21 protein-coding genes and 1 pseudogene are annotated in these 20,983 nt (G+C 38.8%); 18 read left to right on the plus strand and 4 right to left on the minus strand.

Annotated elements, in window-relative coordinates; translation table 11 throughout:
• Window positions 1–6: 6 nt before the first annotated feature.
• Window positions 7–156 (minus strand): hypothetical protein, encoded by a 150-nt coding sequence (locus tag APS80_RS10850; RefSeq protein ID WP_169791256.1) that lies wholly within the window; start codon window positions 154–156, stop codon window positions 7–9.
• Complete coding sequence (gene fdhD, locus APS80_RS06885) at window positions 146–949, minus strand: formate dehydrogenase accessory sulfurtransferase FdhD (protein ID WP_059107538.1); 804 nt, start codon at window positions 947–949, stop codon at window positions 146–148. The genes APS80_RS10850 and fdhD overlap by 11 nt, the downstream gene beginning before the upstream one ends.
• A gap of 230 nt (window positions 950–1,179) precedes the next feature.
• Here fdhD and APS80_RS06890 point away from each other — a divergent pair, with 230 nt between their 5' ends.
• The 6 genes from APS80_RS06890 to APS80_RS06915 all read left to right on the plus strand — a co-directional run bounded on the left by APS80_RS06890 (window position 1,180) and on the right by APS80_RS06915 (window position 7,206).
• A complete protein-coding gene (locus APS80_RS06890; protein ID WP_059107539.1) occupies window positions 1,180–2,352 on the plus strand; it encodes a galactokinase in 1,173 nt (390 codons plus the stop codon).
• Between the two features lie 51 nt (window positions 2,353–2,403).
• Window positions 2,404–3,405 (plus strand): UDP-glucose 4-epimerase GalE, encoded by a 1,002-nt coding sequence (gene galE / locus APS80_RS06895; protein ID WP_059107540.1) that lies wholly within the window; start codon window positions 2,404–2,406, stop codon window positions 3,403–3,405.
• Window positions 3,406–3,407: 2 nt separating this feature from the next.
• Window positions 3,408–4,895, plus strand: a complete 1,488-nt coding sequence (gene galT, locus APS80_RS06900; protein ID WP_059107541.1) for a UDP-glucose--hexose-1-phosphate uridylyltransferase — start codon at window positions 3,408–3,410, stop codon at window positions 4,893–4,895.
• A gap of 217 nt (window positions 4,896–5,112) precedes the next feature.
• Window positions 5,113–5,907 carry a molybdate ABC transporter substrate-binding protein gene (gene modA / locus APS80_RS06905; protein ID WP_059107542.1) on the plus strand — a complete coding sequence of 265 codons (795 nt, stop codon included), beginning with the start codon at window positions 5,113–5,115 and terminating at the stop codon, window positions 5,905–5,907.
• Window positions 5,908–5,925: 18 nt separating this feature from the next.
• Complete coding sequence (gene modB / locus APS80_RS06910; protein WP_059107543.1) at window positions 5,926–6,597, plus strand: molybdate ABC transporter permease subunit; 672 nt, start codon at window positions 5,926–5,928, stop codon at window positions 6,595–6,597.
• Window positions 6,598–6,600: 3 nt separating this feature from the next.
• Window positions 6,601–7,206, plus strand: a complete 606-nt coding sequence (locus APS80_RS06915; RefSeq protein WP_059107544.1) for an ATP-binding cassette domain-containing protein — start codon at window positions 6,601–6,603, stop codon at window positions 7,204–7,206.
• 69 nt (window positions 7,207–7,275) lie between these two features.
• On the opposite strand, the gene cudC is transcribed toward APS80_RS06915, so the two are convergent.
• A complete protein-coding gene (cudC, locus tag APS80_RS06920) occupies window positions 7,276–7,842 on the minus strand; it encodes a choline uptake/conversion transcriptional regulator CudC (RefSeq protein WP_059107545.1) in 567 nt (188 codons plus the stop codon).
• Window positions 7,843–8,231: 389 nt separating this feature from the next.
• Here cudC and APS80_RS06925 point away from each other — a divergent pair, with 389 nt between their 5' ends.
• Both APS80_RS06925 and APS80_RS06930 read left to right on the plus strand, forming a co-directional pair.
• Complete coding sequence (locus tag APS80_RS06925; RefSeq protein WP_059107546.1) at window positions 8,232–9,236, plus strand: ThiF family adenylyltransferase; 1,005 nt, start codon at window positions 8,232–8,234, stop codon at window positions 9,234–9,236.
• A 15-nt stretch (window positions 9,237–9,251) separates the two neighbouring features.
• Window positions 9,252–9,758 (plus strand): MogA/MoaB family molybdenum cofactor biosynthesis protein, encoded by a 507-nt coding sequence (locus APS80_RS06930; protein ID WP_103170796.1) that lies wholly within the window; start codon window positions 9,252–9,254, stop codon window positions 9,756–9,758.
• Window positions 9,759–9,856: 98 nt separating this feature from the next.
• On the opposite strand, the gene moaC is transcribed toward APS80_RS06930, so the two are convergent.
• Window positions 9,857–10,357, minus strand: coding sequence for a cyclic pyranopterin monophosphate synthase MoaC (gene moaC / locus APS80_RS06935; RefSeq protein WP_059107547.1), 501 nt, complete (start codon window positions 10,355–10,357; stop codon window positions 9,857–9,859).
• A 59-nt stretch (window positions 10,358–10,416) separates the two neighbouring features.
• On the opposite strand from moaC, the gene APS80_RS06940 reads away from it, so the two are divergent.
• The 10 genes and pseudogenes from APS80_RS06940 (at window position 10,417) to APS80_RS06985 (ending at window position 20,794) form a co-directional block, all read left to right on the plus strand.
• Entirely contained in the window at window positions 10,417–11,676 is a 1,260-nt protein-coding gene (locus tag APS80_RS06940) for a molybdopterin molybdotransferase MoeA (protein ID WP_059107548.1), read from the plus strand.
• The gene (gene mobB, locus APS80_RS06945; RefSeq protein ID WP_059107549.1) at window positions 11,673–12,143 is read left to right on the plus strand and encodes a molybdopterin-guanine dinucleotide biosynthesis protein B; all 471 of its coding nucleotides are present in this window, start codon (window positions 11,673–11,675) and stop codon (window positions 12,141–12,143) included. Before APS80_RS06940 ends, mobB begins: the two co-directional genes overlap by 4 nt.
• Entirely contained in the window at window positions 12,144–12,599 is a 456-nt protein-coding gene (locus APS80_RS06950; protein ID WP_059107550.1) for a molybdenum cofactor biosynthesis protein MoaE, read from the plus strand.
• A complete protein-coding gene (moaD, locus tag APS80_RS06955; RefSeq protein ID WP_059107551.1) occupies window positions 12,596–12,829 on the plus strand; it encodes a molybdopterin converting factor subunit 1 in 234 nt (77 codons plus the stop codon). Before APS80_RS06950 ends, moaD begins: the two co-directional genes overlap by 4 nt.
• 7 nt (window positions 12,830–12,836) lie before the next feature.
• Entirely contained in the window at window positions 12,837–13,445 is a 609-nt protein-coding gene (gene mobA / locus APS80_RS06960) for a molybdenum cofactor guanylyltransferase MobA (protein WP_059107552.1), read from the plus strand.
• Between the two features lie 11 nt (window positions 13,446–13,456).
• The gene (moaA, locus tag APS80_RS06965) at window positions 13,457–14,479 is read left to right on the plus strand and encodes a GTP 3',8-cyclase MoaA (RefSeq protein WP_059107553.1); all 1,023 of its coding nucleotides are present in this window, start codon (window positions 13,457–13,459) and stop codon (window positions 14,477–14,479) included.
• A gap of 230 nt (window positions 14,480–14,709) precedes the next feature.
• Complete coding sequence (locus APS80_RS06970) at window positions 14,710–15,075, plus strand: transcriptional regulator, SarA/Rot family (RefSeq protein WP_059107554.1); 366 nt, start codon at window positions 14,710–14,712, stop codon at window positions 15,073–15,075.
• Between the two features lie 158 nt (window positions 15,076–15,233).
• Window positions 15,234–15,985: pseudogene (locus tag APS80_RS06975) on the plus strand (VOC family protein).
• A 178-nt stretch (window positions 15,986–16,163) separates the two neighbouring features.
• Complete coding sequence (locus tag APS80_RS06980) at window positions 16,164–17,420, plus strand: lipid II:glycine glycyltransferase FemX (RefSeq protein ID WP_059107555.1); 1,257 nt, start codon at window positions 16,164–16,166, stop codon at window positions 17,418–17,420.
• Window positions 17,421–17,599: 179 nt separating this feature from the next.
• Window positions 17,600–20,794, plus strand: coding sequence for an efflux RND transporter permease subunit (locus tag APS80_RS06985; protein WP_059107556.1), 3,195 nt, complete (start codon window positions 17,600–17,602; stop codon window positions 20,792–20,794).
• Window positions 20,795–20,983 lie beyond the last annotated feature (189 nt).

The following is a 20,983-nucleotide window of genomic DNA, read 5'->3' on the forward strand; positions in this document are numbered from 1 at the left end:
CGGTCTTTATGAAGCATAATCCGCTTCAACTAGTATCATAAAAGCCATGAAATGATTTAATGTCATTCCATGGCTTTTTGTATATAAAATGGTTTCACTGTGCGAATGCACACCAGTAGAAACCTTGTTTTCCATTGTAGGAGTCTCAATCTTCATCTGAGTGGGCGACGATACGTTCTGGATGACTATAGACATTAAAGTTACCCTCACGGATGAAGCCGACCGCAGTGATATTTAAATCGTCAGCAAGTTTTACCGCTAACGTCGTAGGTGCGGACTTAGATAAAATGATACCGACACCAATTTTCGCAGCTTTAATCAGTATCTCTGATGAGATGCGGCCACTAAAGATTAAGATTTTATCTCGAACAGGGATATGGTGTTGAATACAATAACCATATAATTTATCCAGTGCATTATGCCGTCCGATATCTTGGCGATGTTCAAAGAATGTCTTGCCATCGCTAATGGCAGCGTTATGGAGACCTCCTGTTTGTTTGAAGACAGTACTAGCACTTTGGAGTTTCTCCATCATAGTGATAATTTGTTCTGGATGCAATGTGATTTGTGTCACAGAGGTTTTCGCGATAGCAGCATCATTTTGAAAGTAAAACTCACGGCTTTTACCACAGCAAGAAGCAATCATGCGTTTAGAAGAATATTGGAAATGATCGCCCAATGCTTTTGTTAGTTCGACATGTGCAAAGCCTTTACTATCATCAATTTGGATTGATTTTAAATCGGATAATTTTAAGATCGCACCCTCTGATGCTAGGAAACCTAATGTTAATTCCTCAAAACGGTTAGGACTGCAAATGACCGTCGCAAATTCTTCACCGTTTACCATAATGGTTAACGGGAACTCAGCCGCATAACTATCTTCAGTTTCTATTAATTCACCATCCTCGTAACGAACGATGGTTTGATTGTTTAGTACATCTTCACTCATGATCTCACCTTATACTTTAATTGTGCTTACATTTTAGCGCATTTACAGGTGAATGTGAAAATATACAACTCAACTTCACAATGGATCAGCTTCCTGGAAAAGTATATGGGAGAATGAAATACTTCTTCATTGCGAATTGTAAGAACTATAGTAAAATTAAATTGAGAAATAATAGTAAATAAAAAATTAATAATAATGAAACATGAGACATGTTATAAAGAGGGGATTTTATGCTGCAAAGATTGACTGCACAGTTCAAAACATTGTTTAACACTCAACCAGACGTGAGTGCGTTTGCACCTGGAAGAATCAATTTAATAGGGGAACATACGGACTATAATGGTGGATATGTTTTTCCTGCTGCGATAGAGCTTGGCACTTATGGCTTAGTGTCAAAGAGAGACGATAAACACATTCGTATGTACTCTAATAACTTTGAGCAACAAGGCGTGCTTGAAATGGAGTTGGACGCACTCGATTATGATGCACAACATGATTGGGGCAACTATCCTAAAGGAATGGTGTATTACCTCAAACAGCAATTTCCTGAACTCGATCATGGCTTTGACATGTTGATAGAAGGTAATATTCCAAATGGTGCAAGTTTATCTTCATCAGCATCTATTGAATTGTTGACGGGGTGGTTGATGAAGTCACTATTTGAATTAGATATCGATCGCCTTTCACTCATTAAAATGGGTCAACGAGTTGAAAATCAATACATCGGTGTGAACACAGGTATTATGGATCAGTTCATCATCGGTATGGGTAAACAAGACCATGCGATTTTACTCGATACCGCTTCATTAAATTATCACTATGTGCCAACTGAGTTTGGTGACTATGTCATTTCTATCATGAATACGAACAAACGACGTAGCTTAACAGAGTCGAAATATAATGAGCGCCGCGCACAATGTGAAGTGGCACTTGAAGACTTACAACAACAGTTGAATATACAATCCTTAGGAGAACTATCTGTAGCACTATTCGAACAGAATAAGCAATTGATTCAATCCGAGGTCAATCAACGCCGAGCACGCCATGCCGTTTCTGAAAATGAACGTACAAAACGGGCTTATGAAGCGTTGAAGACCCATGATTTTGATACATTTGGTGAGTTATTAAATGCCTCACATCAGTCATTGAAAGAAGATTATGAAGTCACAGGTATAGAGCTTGATACATTAGCAGAAACAGCACAACAGGTACCAGGAGTATTAGGTGCAAGAATGACGGGTGCAGGCTTTGCGGGCTGTGCGATCGCGCTTGTCCATAAAGACCACACAGAAAAATTAGAAAAAGAAGTAACTGAAGCGTATCAAAACAAAATCGGTTACAGTCCATCCTTTTATCATGTGACTATTTCAGATGGTGTGAAATCATTAGATATAGAGCAATAACACAGCAAGCGTACGGGTAAGTTTTAGCAAACATTAGAAAGGAAGTATAACATGTCAGTATTAGTTCTAGGCGGCGCAGGATATATAGGAAGTCATGCAGTAGATGGGTTAATTCATAAGGGCTACGATGTCATTGTAGTGGATAACTTAGGTACAGGTCATCGTGACGCGATTCATCCTGATGCAACTTTCTATCAAGGTGATATAAGAGATAAAGCCTTTTTAACCGATGTATTTGATAATGAGCACATCGAAGGGGTCTTTCACTTTTGTGCTTATTCTCTCGTAGGGGAATCAATGGAAAAACCGCTCTCATATTTTAATAACAACGTTTATGGGTTATTGATCGTGTTAGAGGTCATGTTAGCGCATCACGTTAAAGACATCGTATTTTCATCTACTGCGGCTGTTTATGGAGAGCCCGATCAAGTTCCCATTACAGAAGATGACAGCAAAGCACCTACGAGCCCATATGGAGAAAGTAAACTCATGATGGAAAAAATGATCCACTGGGCGAGTGAAGCACACGGCATCCATTATGCAGCACTTCGATACTTTAATGTTGCAGGTGCGAAAGCGGATGGTTCGATTGGTGAGGACCATAGACCTGAAACGCATCTGATCCCGATCGTGCTACAGGTTGCACTACAACAACGTGACCACTTAACCATATATGGGGATGATTACGATACACCAGACGGCTCTTGTATTCGTGATTACCTTCATGTAGAAGACTTAATCGAAGCGCACATATTAGCTTTCGATTATTTAAAACAAGGCGGCACATCTGGTGCTTTCAATTTAGGTAGCAGCCAAGGTTACTCTGTATATGAAATATTAGAAGCTGCGAGAACAGTCACAGGTAAATCAATCCCCGCTGAAGTAGGGGAGCGCCGATCAGGAGATCCAAGTAAACTCATAGCATCAAGTGATAAAGCGAGACAACAATTGAACTGGAACCCGCAACATGATGATATTAATGATATTATTCGTACAGCGTGGTCATGGCATCAACAACATGAACATGGCTATAACGAAGTGACGGAGGATTAAACATGTTATTAAATCAAAATGAGCTAGATCAATTTATCGAAGCGATTATCTATCACACACAATATGAATATGAAGATGCGATTTACTTACAAAATCAGATCATTCGTATTGTTGGTGCTTCAGGTGTGACGAATGAAGAAGCATTAGAAGCCGAAGCGCATACACCTATCGAACTCGTATTACATTGGATTGAACAAGGTGTAGAAGCTGGAACCATCACGGATACGACAGCAAGTAAAGAAATTGTTGAAGCCCAACTCATGGATTTAATGACGCCACCTCCTTCAGAAGTCAACAATCATTTTAGACAGTTGTATGCGAAGGATCCAGAAGCTGCGACTGATTATTTCTACGCGTTGTCTAAGCGCAGTCATTATGTGAAAGAAGATGCGATTGCACGCAATATTAACTATGAAGTGCCGACGACTTATGGCGATTTAGAAATTACAATTAATTTATCTAAACCTGAAAAAAGTGCGAAAGATATCGAAGCGGCACGAAATGCGACACAGATTGATTATCCTCAATCCGCACTCAGTAAGGAAAATGAAGGGTACGTCGGTTCTGAAACACAAGCTGCGAGAACCAACCACCGCATTATTCGTATTCAATTAGATGGTGAACGTTGGGGCTTCCAATATTCTCCATACGCTTATTTTGAAGAACATAGCATTGTACTTGCTACAGAACATGTACCGATGCAAATCAATCGTCAAACGTTTATCAATTTATTAGATTTTATTGATCAGTTCCCACATTACTTTATAGGGTCAAACTCTGATATTCCTCTTGTAGGGGGCTCTATCATGTCTCACAATCACTATCAAAGCGGACGTCATACATTTCCAATGGATAACGCAAAAGAGCTCGAAACAATTCAGTTAAAAGGATTCTCGGATATTGAAGCGACGCGTTTGTATTGGCCGATGAGTGTCATCCGTTTAAGAAGTAGTGATAAACATCGCCTCATTGATGCGGCGACCTATGTGATGGATTGTTGGAATCAGTATTCAGATCGTACGGTAGATATAAACGCGTACAGTGAGGATGGAGAGCGTCACCACACGATTACGCCGATTACGCGCTTTAGAAATCAACAGTACGAAATTGATATTGTCTTACGTGATAATCAGACATCTGAACAATATCCGGACGGCATTTTCCATCCGCATCAAGATGTACAACACATTAAAAAAGAAAATATAGGCCTCATTGAAGTGATGGGTAGAGCCATACTTCCTGGACGCCTCAAACAAGAATTACAAGACGTAGAACAATACTTGTTAGGACAATATGAGGGTGACTTAGGTAAGCACCAGTCATGGGCTGATGAGATGTTAGACGCATATGACATTACTGAAGAGAATGTAGAACACATTGTACATAAAGAAGTGGGTTATAAATTCACGCGTGTATTAGAGGATGCTGGTGTATTTAAAAATGATGAACAAGGGCAACAAGCCTTTCAACGTTTTATAGCAACACTATAAGAAAAATGAAGTGCTTAACCCTCCTCATCTGCGGAGGGTTTTGCTATGGTGGAATGGATTCATTTTCAGTAGAAAAAAGGTTTGAAGAGGCTAAATATGGCTATATTGTGAAGAAATTTAATGCATTTAGCTCAATACAATTAGAAAGTTATATAAAAGCTTCCTTTTTAGACCAGCACATTATATAATCACTTTAACTGAAAAAGGGGGATTTAACATGAAACCAAAACACATTTTAGCAACTGTACTTGCAGGCTCTTTACTCGTCGCAGGATGTTCAAATGATGAAAAAGCGAAAGATGACAGTGATAGCAAATCATCTTCTGGCGACGGTGACAAAAAACAAGAACTTAAATTATCTGCAGCAGCGAGCTTAACAGACGTATCTAAAGATTTAGAGAAAGCTTTTGAAAAAGAACACAAAGATGTAGACGTGACATTTAATTACGGGGGATCAGGTGCATTAAGACAACAAATTGAAAAAGGTGCACCTGCAGATGTCTTCATGTCTGCAAACACGAAAGATGTTGACATGTTAGAGGATAAAGACAAAGCAGACAATGGCTATGAGTATGCGAAAAACAAACTCGTACTTGTAGGAGATAAAGATAGCGACTATAAATCTGTTAAAGATTTAAAAGGTGATGAAAAGTTAGCTATCGGTGAAATTAAATCTGTACCTGCGGGTAAATATGCTGAACAATACCTTAAAGAAGAAAATCTTTATGACATGGCAAAAGAACACTTTGTATTTGCGAAAGACGTTAAACAAGTGTTGAACTATGTTGAAAAAGGAAATGCGAAATTAGGTTATATATACAAAACGGATTTATATCAAGCTCAGAAAAATGGTGATTCAAACGTGAAAGAAATCGATGACGCAGATTTGAAATCACCAATCATCTATAAAGCAGCAACAACTTCTGATAATAAAGCGGGTAAAGATTTCATCGAATTCTTGAAATCAGACGAAGCGAAAGACATCTTGAAGAAATATCAATTCGACGCGTAAGAATAGGAGGTCTTAGCGATGGCTGATTTTACGCCATTTTGGATATCGATTAAGGTTGCAGTAATCAGTACGTTAATTGTAACTATTCTCGGTATCTTTATATCAAAATGGTTGTATCAAAGAAACGGTGTGATAGGGAGAATTTTAGAGAGCATCATCGTGCTGCCTATCGTGCTACCACCGACCGTGATGGGTTTTATCTTACTCATCGTCTTCTCTCCACGCAGTTTTGTAGGGCAGTTTTTTGCTGAAGTATTACATTTACCGGTTGTTTTCACGCTGACAGGGGCAGTGATTGCTTCTGTCATCGTGAGCTTCCCGCTCATGTATCAGCATACTGTGCAAGGTTTCAGAGGAATCGATAATAAAATGCTGAACACTGCGCGGACGATGGGGGCGAGTGAAGGTAAGATTTTTACTAAGCTCGTATTACCTTTATCAAAAAGAGCCATTTTATCAGGTGTAATGATGAGCTTTGCGCGTGCGATTGGTGAGTTCGGTGCGACATTAATGGTGGCCGGTTATATTCCTAATAAAACCAATACATTACCGCTTGAGATCTATTTCTTAGTTGAACAAGGGAGAGAGCATCAAGCTTGGTTATGGGTGCTTGTCCTCGTCGCATTTGCGGTTACAGTCATCGGTACAATCAATATTCTGAACCATGATCGTTATAAGGAGGTTGATTAGACGATGAAACTTCAGCTGACCCACATGCTTAAAAAGACGCAATTAACGTTAAACATTGAAGATCAAGCTCCAAAGATTTATGCGATCAAAGGCCCTTCAGGCATAGGTAAAACGACGGTATTAAACATGATTGCCGGATTACGTGAACCGGATGATGCCTATATCGAGATCAACGGCCACGTATTAAAAGATTCTCGTAACCATATAGATGTGAAGATTCAACAACGCCATATCGGTTATCTCTTTCAAGATTACCAGTTGTTTCCTAATATGACGGTATATCAAAATATTACATTTATGGCGAAACCGAGTGATCATATTGAAAATTTGTTGAATGAATTAAACATTAAACATTTAACGGAGCAATATCCAGCGACGTTATCAGGTGGGGAATCGCAACGTGTCGCTTTAGCGCGGGCGTTAAGTACAAAGCCGGATATCATTTTATTAGATGAGCCATTTTCAAGTTTGGATGATGCGACGAAAGAAGAAGGCATGACATTGGTGAAACGCATTTTTCACGAGTGGCGCATCCCCATCATTTTTGTGACACATTCAAACTATGAAGCAGAACAACTTGCGGATGAAGTGATTACAATAGGACAGTAAATCGTCTTTAGGCGCAGCGGATATTGACTGTAAGCTGTTAAAAAAGAAAGTGAAGTCGTTACGACGGCTTCACTTTTTTGTGGACTCAGTACTTTCAGGTATAGGGAAGTATTTAAAAATCTCACCAGAATCGACAGCGTCACTTAATGTACCGAGCCATGTGTAATATGTTTTTGAGTGGTCAATTTGTTCCATGACTGACTGAGCTTGTTCTCTAACCGTATCTTCAGTCTCGTCATCGTTTAAAATATCTTGAAGGAGTACCTCTGCTTCTTCTATGGCATCCATGTTAATTTTGATTTCACGTTTCCATTTTTGGGAGAAGAATTTACCGAAAAACGTAAAGAAGTCTTTTTCAGCAGTGAAGTGTTGCTTTCGACTGCCTCTGATAAAGCGTTGTTTGACAGCATCGAATTCTTGGAGTTTCTTCACACTCGTACTCATACTTGGTTTACTCATTTGTAATTCTTCTCGCATTTCATCTAAGGTCATGCTTTTCTTTTCAAACACCATCGTGCCATATAAGTTGCCAACGCTACGATTGATGCCATATAGATCCATTGTTTCCCCTATAGAGTTGATGACGATGTCTTTAGCTTGTTCTAAGCGATTTTCATCATCTGTTGAATGTGGCATGTCTACACCTCCAGTTACTTCTTTAATTATGCGTGCGTAATGAGAGAAATGCAACCCTATGCGATCATTTATATAAAAAAGTGATTTAGATAAAAGTTAAATTTTTAATCATTATGTATAACATAGAAACTTTAATACGTTTGCTTAAATGATGCAAAGCATTCACAACGAGAAAGTGATTGAAGTACTTATTTTAAGTGAACAAATAAAGTTCGTATAGTAGTCAAAGTCATTAGACCAAGGTATCATATAGTGTTATATTTATAAGCAAGTAAAAAGCATGTAATTTGGCGATGTGTGAATGTGTGGCGTGCCTATCATGGACGAGTAGAAATCGGACTTCACTTCATCCAAATGAACAGATTAAGACGAAAGAAAGGAACCTAATTGTGACTCAAGAACGCTATTCTAGACAAATACTATTTAAAGAAATCGGTTCAGACGGCCAAGACAAAATCAATGACAGTCACGTTTGTATTATAGGTATGGGAGCCTTGGGTACACATTTAGCAGAAGGTCTCACACGTGCAGGTGTCAGCGAGCTCACTATAGTCGACCGAGATTATATCGAATATAGTAATCTTCAAAGACAGACTTTATTTACAGAGCAAGATGCAGAGATGGCAACACCTAAAGTCATTGCTGCAAAACGTGCATTGACTGAGATTCGCCATGATTTAACAGTTCGCGCACATATCGCACATGTGGATGCCTATTTTTTAGAACAACATGTTCAAGATGTGGATTTAATTTTAGATGCGACAGATAATTTTGAAACGAGACAGTTGGTCAATGATTTCGCATACCAACAACGTATACCTTGGATCTATGGTGCAGTGGTTGAAAGTACATACGTAGAAGCGGCATTCATTCCAGGACAAACACCGTGCTTTAATTGTTTGATGCCGCAGTTACCAGTGATCAATCGAACGTGTGATACTGTGGGCGTGATTCAACCCGCTGTGACGATGACGACAAGTCTACAATTACGTGATGCCCTTAAAATTTTAACTGGACAACCCGTACAAACTAAAATGACGTACGGCAATTTATGGGAAGGAAGCCATCACACGATTGGGTTTACTAAATTGCAACGTGAGACATGTCAGACGTGCGGGACTCATCCGACTTTCCCTCACTTAGACGAAACGCAACGTCAGTTTGCATCCCTTTGTGGTCGAGATACCGTACAGTACCAAAATGATCATATTTCCCAGGAAATGTTAAAGGAATTTCTCGAGTCGCATCAAATGAACTATCAAAGCAATCCGTATATGATACGTTTCCAATATAAAGGGTATCGTATTGTAAGTTTTAACAGTGGTCGTTTATTGATTCATGGAACCACACGTCCAGCAGAAGCAGTTACATTGATTAACCAATTGTTTGGTTAGAAGGGGGACTTATAAATGTCTATGCATACCAATGTACAGTTAGATCGAGATATTAAATGTGCCGTATTAACGGTTTCAGATACTAGAAATTATGATACGGATAAAGGAGGTCAATTGGTGCAGTCGTTATTATCAGACCTTAATGTATCGATTGATTCATCACATTATCGTATTGTGAAAGATGATAAAGCAGCGATTACGACACAGCTCAAAGCATGGCTCGACACAGATATTGATGTGATCATTACTACAGGTGGTACAGGTATCGCCGCAAGAGACGTCACAATCGAAGCAGTGCAGCCATTATTGACGAAGGAAATTGAAGGTTTTGGTGAACTGTTCAGATATTTAAGCTATACCGAAGATGTCGGCACGAGAGCACTTCTTTCTAGAGCGGTAGGAGGCACAGTGCATGATAAACTGATTTTCAGCTTACCAGGCTCTACGGGTGCTGTAAAATTAGCGCTAGAAAAATTAATTAAACCCGAATTAAATCACCTCGTATTAGAAGTAACAAAATAGAAAGTTGTCGTAGTGGCTAAATACAAAAAGAACATGAATGACAGGGAAATGAGTTCCACGTATCATTCATGTACATCACACATTTAAAGGTTTTTAAGTTATTGATCTTCGTGTGCTGATCGTTGATAGTCTCCTGATTTACCACCCGATTTAGATTCGAGATACGTTTCGCCTATCACCATGCCTTTATCGACGGCTTTAGTCATATCATAAACCGTTAAAGCAACGACAGAAGCTGCAGTGAGCGCCTCCATTTCAACGCCTGTCTTACCTGTCGTAGAGACGGTTGCGGCTATGTTTAATTGATAGGCATCATCGTCTTGTTGTTCCCAGTCAAAGTTTACATCGATACCTGTTAAAGGGAGTGGATGACACATCGGGATGATGGTTGCAGTGTTTTTAGCAGCCATGATTCCGGCAATTTGAGCAGTGTTAAGTACATTCCCTTTTTTAGCAGTATGTTCGATGATTTGATGATAAATTGTATGATTAACGGTAATGCTAGAATGTGCTGTCGCTGTACGTTTAGTAACGTCTTTCATTGAAACATCGACCATTTTAGCGTTACCTTGATCATTGATATGTGTAAAGTCAGACATGTTATACCTCCTGTTTATAGTAGTATAGCATGAATATAAATATGTTAGGAATGATAATCATGCCAGTAGAAAAGAGACATCCTATCCTAGTTACTGAAGCGATTCAAAGAGTAGTTAAACAAGATATTTTCATGGAAAAAACACAAGTCAAACTGAATGACAGTTTAGGCTATGTACTCGCAGAAGATATTGTCGCAACATATGAAATTCCACGTTTTGATAAATCTCCATATGATGGCTTTGCGATTAGAGCGAAAGATTCTGAAGGCGCAAGTGGTGAGCATCGCATCGAATTCAAGGTCATCGATCACATTGGTGCAGGTAGTGTATCAGAGCATGTCGTTGGTGATCACGAAGCGGTTCGTATCATGACGGGAGCAGCGATGCCTGAAGGTGCAGACGCTGTCGTCATGCTAGAACAAACGACAGAAGGGGAAGGGACTTTCACCTTACGAAAAGCATTCGAACCTGGAGATAATGTGTCTAAAAAAGGTGAGGAAACAACGGTAGGCGATGTTGTTTTACAAAAAGGTCAACACATTAATGCAGGTGCGATTGCAGTGTTAGCGGCATATGGTTATACAGATGTCCCTGTATATCAAAAACCGAGCGTGGCAGTCATTGCAACAGGTAGCGAGCTTTTAGATGTAGCAGATGAACTAGAGCCAGGAAAAATACGCAATTCTAATGGTCCCATGGTTCAAGCACTTGCCCAAAAAATCGGTTTAAATGTAGACACGTATAAAATCCAACAAGATGATTTGGAAAGTAGCTTAGCTGTCGTGAAAGAAGCTGCGGAAAGTCATGATATCGTCATTACAACCGGTGGCGTCTCTGTCGGTGATTATGATTACTTACCAGAAATTTATCAACAACTCAATGCGGAAGTACTGTTCAATAAAGTAGCAATGCGACCAGGGAGCGTAACTACTGTAGCCGTTGCGAATGACACGTACTTATTTGGTTTGTCAGGTAATCCTTCAGCTTGTTATACAGGATTTGAACTATTCGTTAAACCCGCGGTGTTCCATATGATGGGAGCAACGCGTATTTATCCTCAAGTCGTACAAGCGACATTGATGGAAGACTTTAAAAAAGCGAATCCATTTACACGTTTCATTCGTGCTACTGTAACCTTTAATGGTAAAGCGATGACAGTCGTGCCTTCTGGCTTTAATAAATCAGGTGCTGTGGTCGCGATTGCCCATAGTAATGCGATGATCATGTTACCTGGGGGTAGCAGAGGTTACCAAGCAGGTTATACCGTCAACGTAATCTTGACAGACTCTTCAGCGTTAGAAGCGGAATTACTCATATGATTTTGCAAATTATAGGTTATAAAAATGCTGGCAAAACAACATTAATGTCACATACGATTGCATTATTGAAGAAACAGCAATTGACTGTAGCGACGTTAAAACATCACGGTCATGAAACAGAAGACATTACGTTACAGGACGACCAAGTCGATCATATGAAACATTTTCAAGCTGGGGCAGATCAAAGCATTGTACAGGGTCAGGCGTATCAACAAACAGTGACGCGTACACGCAAGCAAACGCTTACGGAAATAATTGACAAATCTGTTACAATAGACTTTGACGTACTTCTCATAGAAGGGTTCAAACATGCAGACTATGCCAAGGTGATTGTCTATCAGAACGAAGCAGAATTAGCTCAGTTAAAACAATGCACACACGTCGTGTATGCGATCAATTTAGAAGATGAAGATGCTTTGGCACAATACGACGCATGGATGATGCAACAAGTTAAGGGAATGAAATAGATGAAGCAATTTGCAGTTGTTACTGAACCGATTGATCCAGAGCCATATAGAGATTTTGTGCTCGACGCACATCAAGGTGCAGTCGTCGTGTTTACTGGACATGTGCGAGAGTGGACGAAAGGCGTGAAAACAGAGTATTTGGAATATGAAGCTTATGTTCCGATGGCTGAAAAGAAACTCGCGCAAATTGGTGATGAGATCGCAACGTATTGGCCTGGCACGCGAACAGCGATTGTCCATCGCATCGGTCCATTACAAATTTCTGATATTGCGGTCTGTATCAGCGTTTCTTCACCCCACCGTAAAGATGCATATCGCGCGAATGAATATGCGATTGAACGGATTAAAGAAGTAGTGCCGATATGGAAAAAAGAAATTTGGGAAGATGGTGCAGAATGGCAAGGCGGTCAACGCGGTTCACATGATGATGCAAGTAAAGGAGGACATGAAGCATGAAAGTACTTTACTTTGCAGAACTTAAAGAACTATTACAAATGGAATCTGAGACGATTAATCTCAGTTACGATATAACCGTTGATCAATTTAAAACGGATTTATTTGAGAGACACCCAGAAATTTCACAAAAACACTTTCAAGTGGCAGTGAATGAAGAATTTGTACAAGATAATGATGTGGTTCAATCAGATGATATCATCGCTTTGATACCACCAGTTAGTGGAGGTTGAGAGAAAAATGAAAGTAATTATACTTGCTGGGGGACAATCACAACGCTTTGGCTCACCGAAAGCCTTTGCAGAAATAGAAGGGGAAACGTTTTATAAAAGAATCATAGATGTGTTAAAAGCGACTAATATTTTTAATGAGATTATCATTAGCACGAATGATACACTCGCTTCAAAATTTGACCATGATCATGTCATTGTAGATCAGGCACGTCATAAAAATAAAGGACCTTTAGCAGGTATATATTCCGTTATGGCAGAGTATCCCGAAGAAACGTCATTTTTTGTCGTTTCTGTCGATACCCCAATGATCACTCAAAAAGCGATTAGTCACTTGTACCAATTTATGATTGAACATTTAATCGACGATCAATTGAATATTGCTGGTTTTAAAGAAGGGGATAGAACGTATCCGACGATCGCATTTTACAACCGCAATGTTTTAGAACAAATTGAAACAGTGTTACAGTCAGATGATTTGAGTATCAAACACCTATATCAACTCGTGAATACGGAATGGTTAGATGTGAATACGATAGAAGCACCTAAATATTGGTACAAAAACATCAATTCTCAAGAAGATTTAGATACGTTAAAAGCACAAATAGTCAATAATTAGGGGGCTATATTATGGTAGCACAAATAACTGATAAACTCGGTCGACCTATTAGGGATTTAAGATTGTCAGTTACTGATCGTTGTAATTTCCGTTGTGACTATTGTATGCCGAAAGAAATATTCGGTGATGATTATGTTTTTCTACCTAAAGATGAATTATTAACATTTGATGAAATGGTACGTATCGCTAAAATATATACGGAACTCGGCATGAAGAAAATTCGTATCACAGGCGGGGAACCGTTATTACGTAGAGATTTGCACAAATTAATTTATAAATTGAATCAACTTGACGGCGTAGAAGACATCGGTATGACGACGAATGGTCTTCTGCTGAAAAAGCATGGCCAAAAATTATATGATGCCGGTTTACGTCGCATTAATGTGAGTTTAGATGCTATTGATGACAGTGTGTTCCAAGCGATTAATAATCGAAATATTAAAGCATCCACGATACTGCAACAAATTGATTATGCTGTATCGATTGGCTTCTATGTCAAAATCAATGTGGTGATTCAGAAAGGTGTCAATGATGACCAAATCTTACCGATGATTCAATATTTTAAAGATAGAGATATAGAAGTTCGGTTTATCGAATTTATGGATGTCGGTAATGATAATGGATGGGATTTTTCTAAAGTGGTGACAAAAGATGAAATGTTGACGATGATAGAGTCCCGTTTTGATATTGAACCTGAACCACCGAAATATTATGGAGAGGTTGCGAAATACTATCGACATAAAGATAACGGTGCGCGTTTTGGACTTATCACAAGTGTTTCTCAGTCCTTTTGTTCTTCTTGTACACGGGCGAGATTGTCTTCTGATGGTAAATTCTATGGCTGTTTATTCAGTTCTGTCGAAGGATTTAACGTCAAAGCATTCTTACGTGCAGGGGCAACCGATGATGATTTAAGAGAACAATTTAAAGCATTGTGGCAAATACGTGATGATCGTTATTCAGATGAACGTACAGAAGCCACTGTTGCTAATCGCAAACGACACAAAATCAATATGAATTACATTGGTGGTTAAATAGATACGCGTTATAACAGGTTAATGTTTTATTTCATTCTTTGAGAGAGTGGGATAGAACGTTAACCTGTTTTTTATTCGTTTCATTTTTGAAAATGAGTGGCAAATTAGTTCACGTTAGTGGAACGGTCCCGCGTGGCATTAGGCTAGCACATGTTATATAATACGTTAATAACACACTGGTAAAGTTATCACGAAAAAACAACAAGATGCTGTAGGAGGATACCGACATGAATGACAAATTAAGACAGATTATTACTATTGAACGTACCTTGAGCCAGTTGAGACAAACTTTGAAATTTAATTTTAAAATGACGCTAGAAGAATTTATTTTACTGTACCATGTGTATGAAAATGAAAAATTAAGTGGGAAAGCATTAAGGGATACACTTCATTTTGAGCTCATGTGGGATATGAGTAAAATTGATGTACTGATTCGTAAAGTATACAAAAAAGAATTGGTCGCAAAGATGCGATCTGAAACCGATGAACGTCAAGTTTATTATTATTTTGAACCAGCACAAAAATCATTTTTTGTTGAAGTGGTTGAAAAAATTGAGCAAAACGATGACCACATTTTAGCAGAAATCGTGTGAGAATCGCTTAAACACCCATCAACAGTCCACATTTTAAAAGAATAGTAGCATGAAATCATTCTGCTTAATTAAACATGGATTGAGTCATAAAGGAAAACAACAGCAAAGTTTGATACCATGAAAGTAAGTAGATGAAAAAAGGGAGGCTCGGCGTCATGTTGCCACTGAAATTAGACCACATCATTCACTATGTTCAAAAATTACCTGATTTCAAGTTCCCAGGGAATTTGCTCAAGATTCATCCAGGTGGGAAACACGAACAACTCGGGACGTTTAATCGCTTAGTTTACGTCGAAAATGCATATTTAGAATTGTTAGATGTATATAAAACTGAGCAACTGCAAAAGATTGTCAAAACAGAAGAAGGGCGGGTTACATTCCCATCGCAAATTGTGCAAGATCACTTCCACCAAGGCTTTAAATCAATCGCCTTTCAAACGGATGACATTGATCAAGTGAAAGCAGACTTAGAATCGAGAAATGTCGAAGTCATTGGCCCTGTGAATATGGAACGGGTAAATAAAAAAGGCGAGAAAATTAAATGGAGATTATTATATTTAGCTGATCCAGATTACCGAGTTAAACCGCCCTTTTTTATCCAATGGAACGAACCTAATGACGTGAGAGAGCAACAACTCAGTCAATTAAGACAACCTTTAAAATTCGTATGATTGGTATTAATAGTTCTGAAAGAGCACATACAGTTGCTAAATGGCAAACGTGGTTTGATATGCAAGTGGTTGAAGAAAACGAGCAATATACCGATTTGAAACTGAATAATGACGACATCATTTTCCGCATCTTTGTCGCGGATCATTCAGGTTATCAAACTGTCGTGCTACAAGATACAAGTGCGACTGATCCATATACGATTAATATCCGTGGTGCGCAGTATCGTTTCGAAGTTTGATTTTATATCAATGAAAAAAGATGTTTCAACAGTGGGCGATTGCCGGGTGAATTCCGTTCAGTAAGAAGCGATGTTTCGATTGGAAAGTGAGCCATTTTTCATAGACGTTTCAACGTGAAAGATTGATAATGAGCTTGTATAATATAGATAATGTAATGAAAAAGGAGATACAAATTTTATGGAGAAAATGAATATCACGAACCAAGAGCATGATGCTTTTGTTAAATCTCATCCACAGGGAGATTTATTACAATTAACGAAATGGGCTGAAACAAAGCAACTGACTGGTTGGTATTCAAGACGTGTTGCTGTAGGTGAACATGGAAAAATTAAAGGTGTAGGACAACTACTCTTTAAAAAAGTACCTAAGCTTCCATATACGCTTTGTTACGTATCCAGAGGGTTTGTGACGGATTACTCAGACAAAGAAGCCCTCAAAACGCTATTAGAAGAAACAAAAAAAGTTGCGAAAGCAGAAAAAGCTTATGCGATTAAAATAGATCCATATGTTGAAGTCGAAGAGGGCGGAGAAGCATTAGAACACTTAAATGAATTAGGTTTTAAACACAAAGGGTTTAAAGAAGGACTCTCTAAAGACTACATTCAACCACGTATGGCAATGATTACTCCAATTGATAAACCAGATGATGAAATTATTCAAAGCTTTGAACGTCGTAACCGTTCTAAAGTACGTTCATCATTGAAACGCGGTACAACCGTAGAACGTTCTGATCGCGAAGGACTTAAAACATTCGCCCACTTGATGCAGATTACAGGTGAACGTGACGGTTTCTTAACACGAGACCTAAGCTATTTTGAAACAATCTATGATGCGCTACATCCTGATGGCGATGCTGAATTATTCCTCGTAAAATTAGATCCGAATGAAACACTCGAAACGATTGAAAATGAGATTGCGACGTTAACAGATGAAAGAGCTAGATTAAAAGAGAAAAAAGAAGATAAACGTACAGTCAATAAATTAAACGATAATAAAACTAAATTAGATAAAGCACAACAACGTTACGATGAAATGAAAGAGTTACAACAAAAACAACCCAATGGCATCTATCTTTCAGGTGCATTATTAATGTTCTGTGGTGAAAAAGCCTATTATCTATATGGTGCATCTTCTAATGAATACAGAGATTACTTACCAAACCATCACATGCAATTTCACATGATGCAATATGCGAGAGATAATGGTGCAACGACTTATGATTTCGGTGGTACGGACAACACACCAGACAAAGATTCTGAGCACTATGGTTTATGGGCGTTCAAAAAATCTTGGGGCACATATTTAAGTGAAAAAATTGGTGAATTTGACTATGTGTTAAATCGCCCACTATACATGGCAATTGAGAACGTGAAACCGAAATTGACAAAAGCGAAAATTGCATTATCTAGAAAATTGAAACAACGTCGGAATTAAGGTGTTATATCTTAAAAGAGGCTGAGGCACAACATTGTCTCAGCCTCTTCATTTATGTTTTACACTTTTTAAAATCTTTCACAAATAAAATGGTTATGACTTTCAAAATATATATGCCATTCTTCCGTAAACTATGATAAGTTAAATGAGAACCAAACCTATGAAAGGAGGCGCAAACATTGATAAAGAAACTATTGCAATTTTCACTAGCGAATAAATTCGCCATATTCCTCATGACAGTGTTAATTATCCTCGGTGGTGTGTACGCCAGCGTGAAGATGAAATTGGAACTTTTACCGGACGTAGAACCACCAATGATTACGGTACAAACCACAATGCCGAGTGCAACACCTGAAACCGTGAAAGATGAAATCAGCGACAAAATCGATGATCAAGTAAGGTCGATGGCTAATGTAAGTAGTGTGAATGCGCAATCTGTTCAAAATGCGTCGTTAGTCACAATTGAATATGAAGATAAAACCAACATGGACAAAGCTGAAAACGATCTAAAGAAAGAGTTAGATAAGATTGATTTTAGCGACGATGTACAAGAACCGGAATTAATGCGCAGTTCAATGGATGAATTTCCAATCGTAGCTTATTCTCTCACACATAATGATGGGGATTTAAAAGATACTACGCAAAAAATTAACGATGAACTCATCCCTAAATTGCAGACGATTAAAGGTGTACAAAATGCACAACTCAACGGTCAAACGAACCGAGAAGTCAGTCTGAAATTCGATAAAGCGGCTTTGAGAGAACATGGATTAACTGAAGATGGTGTTCAACAATACATAAAAAATGCTTCTGGCAAAACACCATTAGGCTTATTCCAATTCGATAATACCGAAAAATCTATTATCATCGATGGAGAATTCGAGTCAGTTAACGCCTTGAAAAACATGCAAATCCCACCACAAGCTGCGCAGAGCAGTGCGAGTGCTTCACAACAAGGAGAGAGTGGAGGGTCTGATAGTTCAGATAGTGAGGAAAGCGCATCATCGGGAGGTAGTGATAGTCAATCCGCTGCTTCATCGGCGGCATTGAGTAGTAGTGCAAGTTCAAAACTCGTTAAACTATCTGAAATCGCAGACGTGTCCGTAGGCGATGAACGTGAATCGATTTCTAAAACAAACGGTAAAGACGCTGTCATCGTTCAAATTACCAAAGCCCAAGATGCGAATACTGTACAAGTGGCGAATGATGTAAAAGAGAAAATGAAAGATTTTACAGATGGCCATCCAGAACTTACTCATACGAAAGTCATGGATACAGCGAAACCGATTGAAGACTCACTCTATACTATGGTTGAAAAAGCTATACTCGGAACGATTGTTGCAGTCATTGTCATTCTCTTCTTCTTAAGAAATATTAAAACGACAGCGATTTCTATCGTTTCTATTCCGTTATCACTACTCATAGCAATGGTTGCATTGAAACTGTCAGATGTGTCATTAAACATTCTGACATTAGGTGCACTGACAGTAGCGATTGGTCGTGTGATTGATGACTCAATTGTTGTAGTAGAAAATATTTACCGACGTCTCACAGATAAAAATGAACAGTTGAGCGGAGATAAATTAGTAGTGAGCGCGACAAGTGAAGTATTTAAACCGATTATGTCTTCAACGATTGTAACGATCGTCGTATTCTTACCACTGGCTTTTGTCTCTGGTGCAGTCGGTGAGATGTTCAGACCTTTCGCGTTAGCTATCGCATTTAGTTTACTTGCATCATTACTTGTGTCTATTACTGTCGTACCTAGCTTAGGTGCAACCTTGTTTAAACATGGCGTCAAAGATAACAAAAAAGAAGAAAAACTGGGCGTCGTTGGCAGATCTTACAAATCTATCTTAAATTGGAGTTTAAACCATAAATGGATTGTCATGATTGTTTCAACATTGATTTTAATCGTGAGTATCGGGGTAGGTAGCGATAAAATTGGTACAAGCTTTATCTCTACCGGAGAAGATAAATTCATGGTCTTAACCTACACACCAGAACCAGGAGAAACAGAGCAATCAGTGTTAGACCACGCAGAACAAGTCCAAAACTATTTAAACGACAAGGATAAAGTGAAAACTGTGCAATACTCAGTAGGTGGTGCCTCACCGAATGATCCGACGGGTAGTAGTAATAGTATGGCCATCATGGTTGAATATGATAAGGACACCCCTAATTTTGACGAAGAACCAGATAAAGTCTTAGCTGATCTAGAAGGTTACGATCATCCAGGGGATTGGAATAATCAAGACCTCGGTACAGGATCGTCAAATGACAACGTTGAAGTAAGAGTCACAGGTCCTTCAACGAAAGCCATTAGCGGTACTGTGAAAAAAGTTGAAGATATGATGAAAGAGAAAGACGGCATCGCTAGGGTGAAATCAGATCTATCTCAAACTTATGAGCAATATGATGTAAAAGTAGATCAAGATAAAGCGACTGAAAAAGGAATTTCTGCCGCACAATTAGCACTGGTTTTAAATGAAAATATGCCGGAACAGACGATAACAAAAGTTAAAGACAAGGGAAATTCAATCGATGTTAAAGTGAAACAAGACAAACAAAACGACTGGTCTAAACAAAAATTAGAAAATACATCGTTCCCATCACCAACAGGCGATACAGTTAAATTAGGCGATATCGCGACATTAGAACACACATCAACACCAAATAAAATCGAAACAAAAGCAGGAGATTACACAGCTACTGTCACAGGAAAAGTAACGAATGAAGACGTTGGCGGCACATCACGTGATGTGATTGAAAAAGCGAATGCGATTGAAACTCCGAAAAATGTAAGTGTCAACGTCGGTGGAGCAACAGATGATATAGATGATGCGATTGAGCAACTATCTATTGCGATGCTTGCGGCTGTTATTATCGTCTATCTTGTACTCGTGCTTACATTTAAAGGTGCACTTGCGCCATTTACCATTCTGTTCTCACTACCTTATACGGTAATTGGTGTTATCGCAGCATTACTCATTACTGGAGAAACGGTTTCTGTGCCAACGATGATCGGTATGTTAATGTTAATCGGCATTGTTGTAACGAATGCGATTGTCCTGATTGACCGTGTAGTGAATAAACAACAAGAAGGTTTAGCGATGAAAGAAGCATTATTAGAAGCGGGTGCCACACGTATTAGACCGATCCTTATGACCGCGCTTGCGACAATTGGTGCGTTGCTACCAATGCTCTTTGGACAAGATAATTCTGTATTAATCTCTAAAGGACTCGCTGCGACAGTCATTGGTGGACTCGTATCTAGTACACTGTTAACACTCATCGTAGTGCCTGTGATTTACGAAGTAATCTTTACATTGAAAGATAAAGTCACACGACTATTTTCACGTCAAAAAAACTAAAAGACTAACTAGACTGTCAACAAAGCATTCGACTTTGTTGGCAGTTTTTATACTTTAAGAAGGGGGAATATTTTAGAAGGAAATAAATCGCATGGGGTAACGCCGTTATAAATAAGCATAAAAAAGGGCCTCAGTACGCAAGGAAATTTAAAAATTTAGCGCACTCAAGCCCAATAATTATTTTTAAAA

It is taken from the genome of Staphylococcus auricularis, assembly GCF_001500315.1.
Lineage (GTDB): Bacteria > Bacillota > Bacilli > Staphylococcales > Staphylococcaceae > Staphylococcus > Staphylococcus auricularis.

What these genes read in the sequence shown, in the direction of transcription:
- moaC (WP_059107547.1), bottom strand. Translation starts at nt 10,357, where the DNA reads ATGTCTGACTTTACACATATCAATGATCAAGGTAACGCTAAAATGGTC.
- mobB (WP_059107549.1), top strand. Translation starts at nt 11,673, where the DNA reads ATGATTTTGCAAATTATAGGTTATAAAAATGCTGGCAAAACAACATTA.
- APS80_RS06950 (WP_059107550.1), top strand. Translation starts at nt 12,144, where the DNA reads ATGAAGCAATTTGCAGTTGTTACTGAACCGATTGATCCAGAGCCATAT.
- APS80_RS06930 (WP_103170796.1), top strand. Translation starts at nt 9,252, where the DNA reads ATGTCTATGCATACCAATGTACAGTTAGATCGAGATATTAAATGTGCC.
- APS80_RS10850 (WP_169791256.1), bottom strand. Translation starts at nt 156, where the DNA reads ATGAAGATTGAGACTCCTACAATGGAAAACAAGGTTTCTACTGGTGTG.
- fdhD (WP_059107538.1), bottom strand. Translation starts at nt 949, where the DNA reads ATGAGTGAAGATGTACTAAACAATCAAACCATCGTTCGTTACGAGGAT.
- galE (WP_059107540.1), top strand. Translation starts at nt 2,404, where the DNA reads ATGTCAGTATTAGTTCTAGGCGGCGCAGGATATATAGGAAGTCATGCA.
- moaD (WP_059107551.1), top strand. Translation starts at nt 12,596, where the DNA reads ATGAAAGTACTTTACTTTGCAGAACTTAAAGAACTATTACAAATGGAA.
- APS80_RS06915 (WP_059107544.1), top strand. Translation starts at nt 6,601, where the DNA reads ATGAAACTTCAGCTGACCCACATGCTTAAAAAGACGCAATTAACGTTA.
- galT (WP_059107541.1), top strand. Translation starts at nt 3,408, where the DNA reads ATGTTATTAAATCAAAATGAGCTAGATCAATTTATCGAAGCGATTATC.
- APS80_RS06890 (WP_059107539.1), top strand. Translation starts at nt 1,180, where the DNA reads ATGCTGCAAAGATTGACTGCACAGTTCAAAACATTGTTTAACACTCAA.
- modA (WP_059107542.1), top strand. Translation starts at nt 5,113, where the DNA reads ATGAAACCAAAACACATTTTAGCAACTGTACTTGCAGGCTCTTTACTC.
- mobA (WP_059107552.1), top strand. Translation starts at nt 12,837, where the DNA reads ATGAAAGTAATTATACTTGCTGGGGGACAATCACAACGCTTTGGCTCA.
- modB (WP_059107543.1), top strand. Translation starts at nt 5,926, where the DNA reads ATGGCTGATTTTACGCCATTTTGGATATCGATTAAGGTTGCAGTAATC.
- APS80_RS06980 (WP_059107555.1), top strand. Translation starts at nt 16,164, where the DNA reads ATGGAGAAAATGAATATCACGAACCAAGAGCATGATGCTTTTGTTAAA.
- moaA (WP_059107553.1), top strand. Translation starts at nt 13,457, where the DNA reads ATGGTAGCACAAATAACTGATAAACTCGGTCGACCTATTAGGGATTTA.
- APS80_RS06940 (WP_059107548.1), top strand. Translation starts at nt 10,417, where the DNA reads ATGCCAGTAGAAAAGAGACATCCTATCCTAGTTACTGAAGCGATTCAA.
- cudC (WP_059107545.1), bottom strand. Translation starts at nt 7,842, where the DNA reads ATGCCACATTCAACAGATGATGAAAATCGCTTAGAACAAGCTAAAGAC.
- APS80_RS06970 (WP_059107554.1), top strand. Translation starts at nt 14,710, where the DNA reads ATGAATGACAAATTAAGACAGATTATTACTATTGAACGTACCTTGAGC.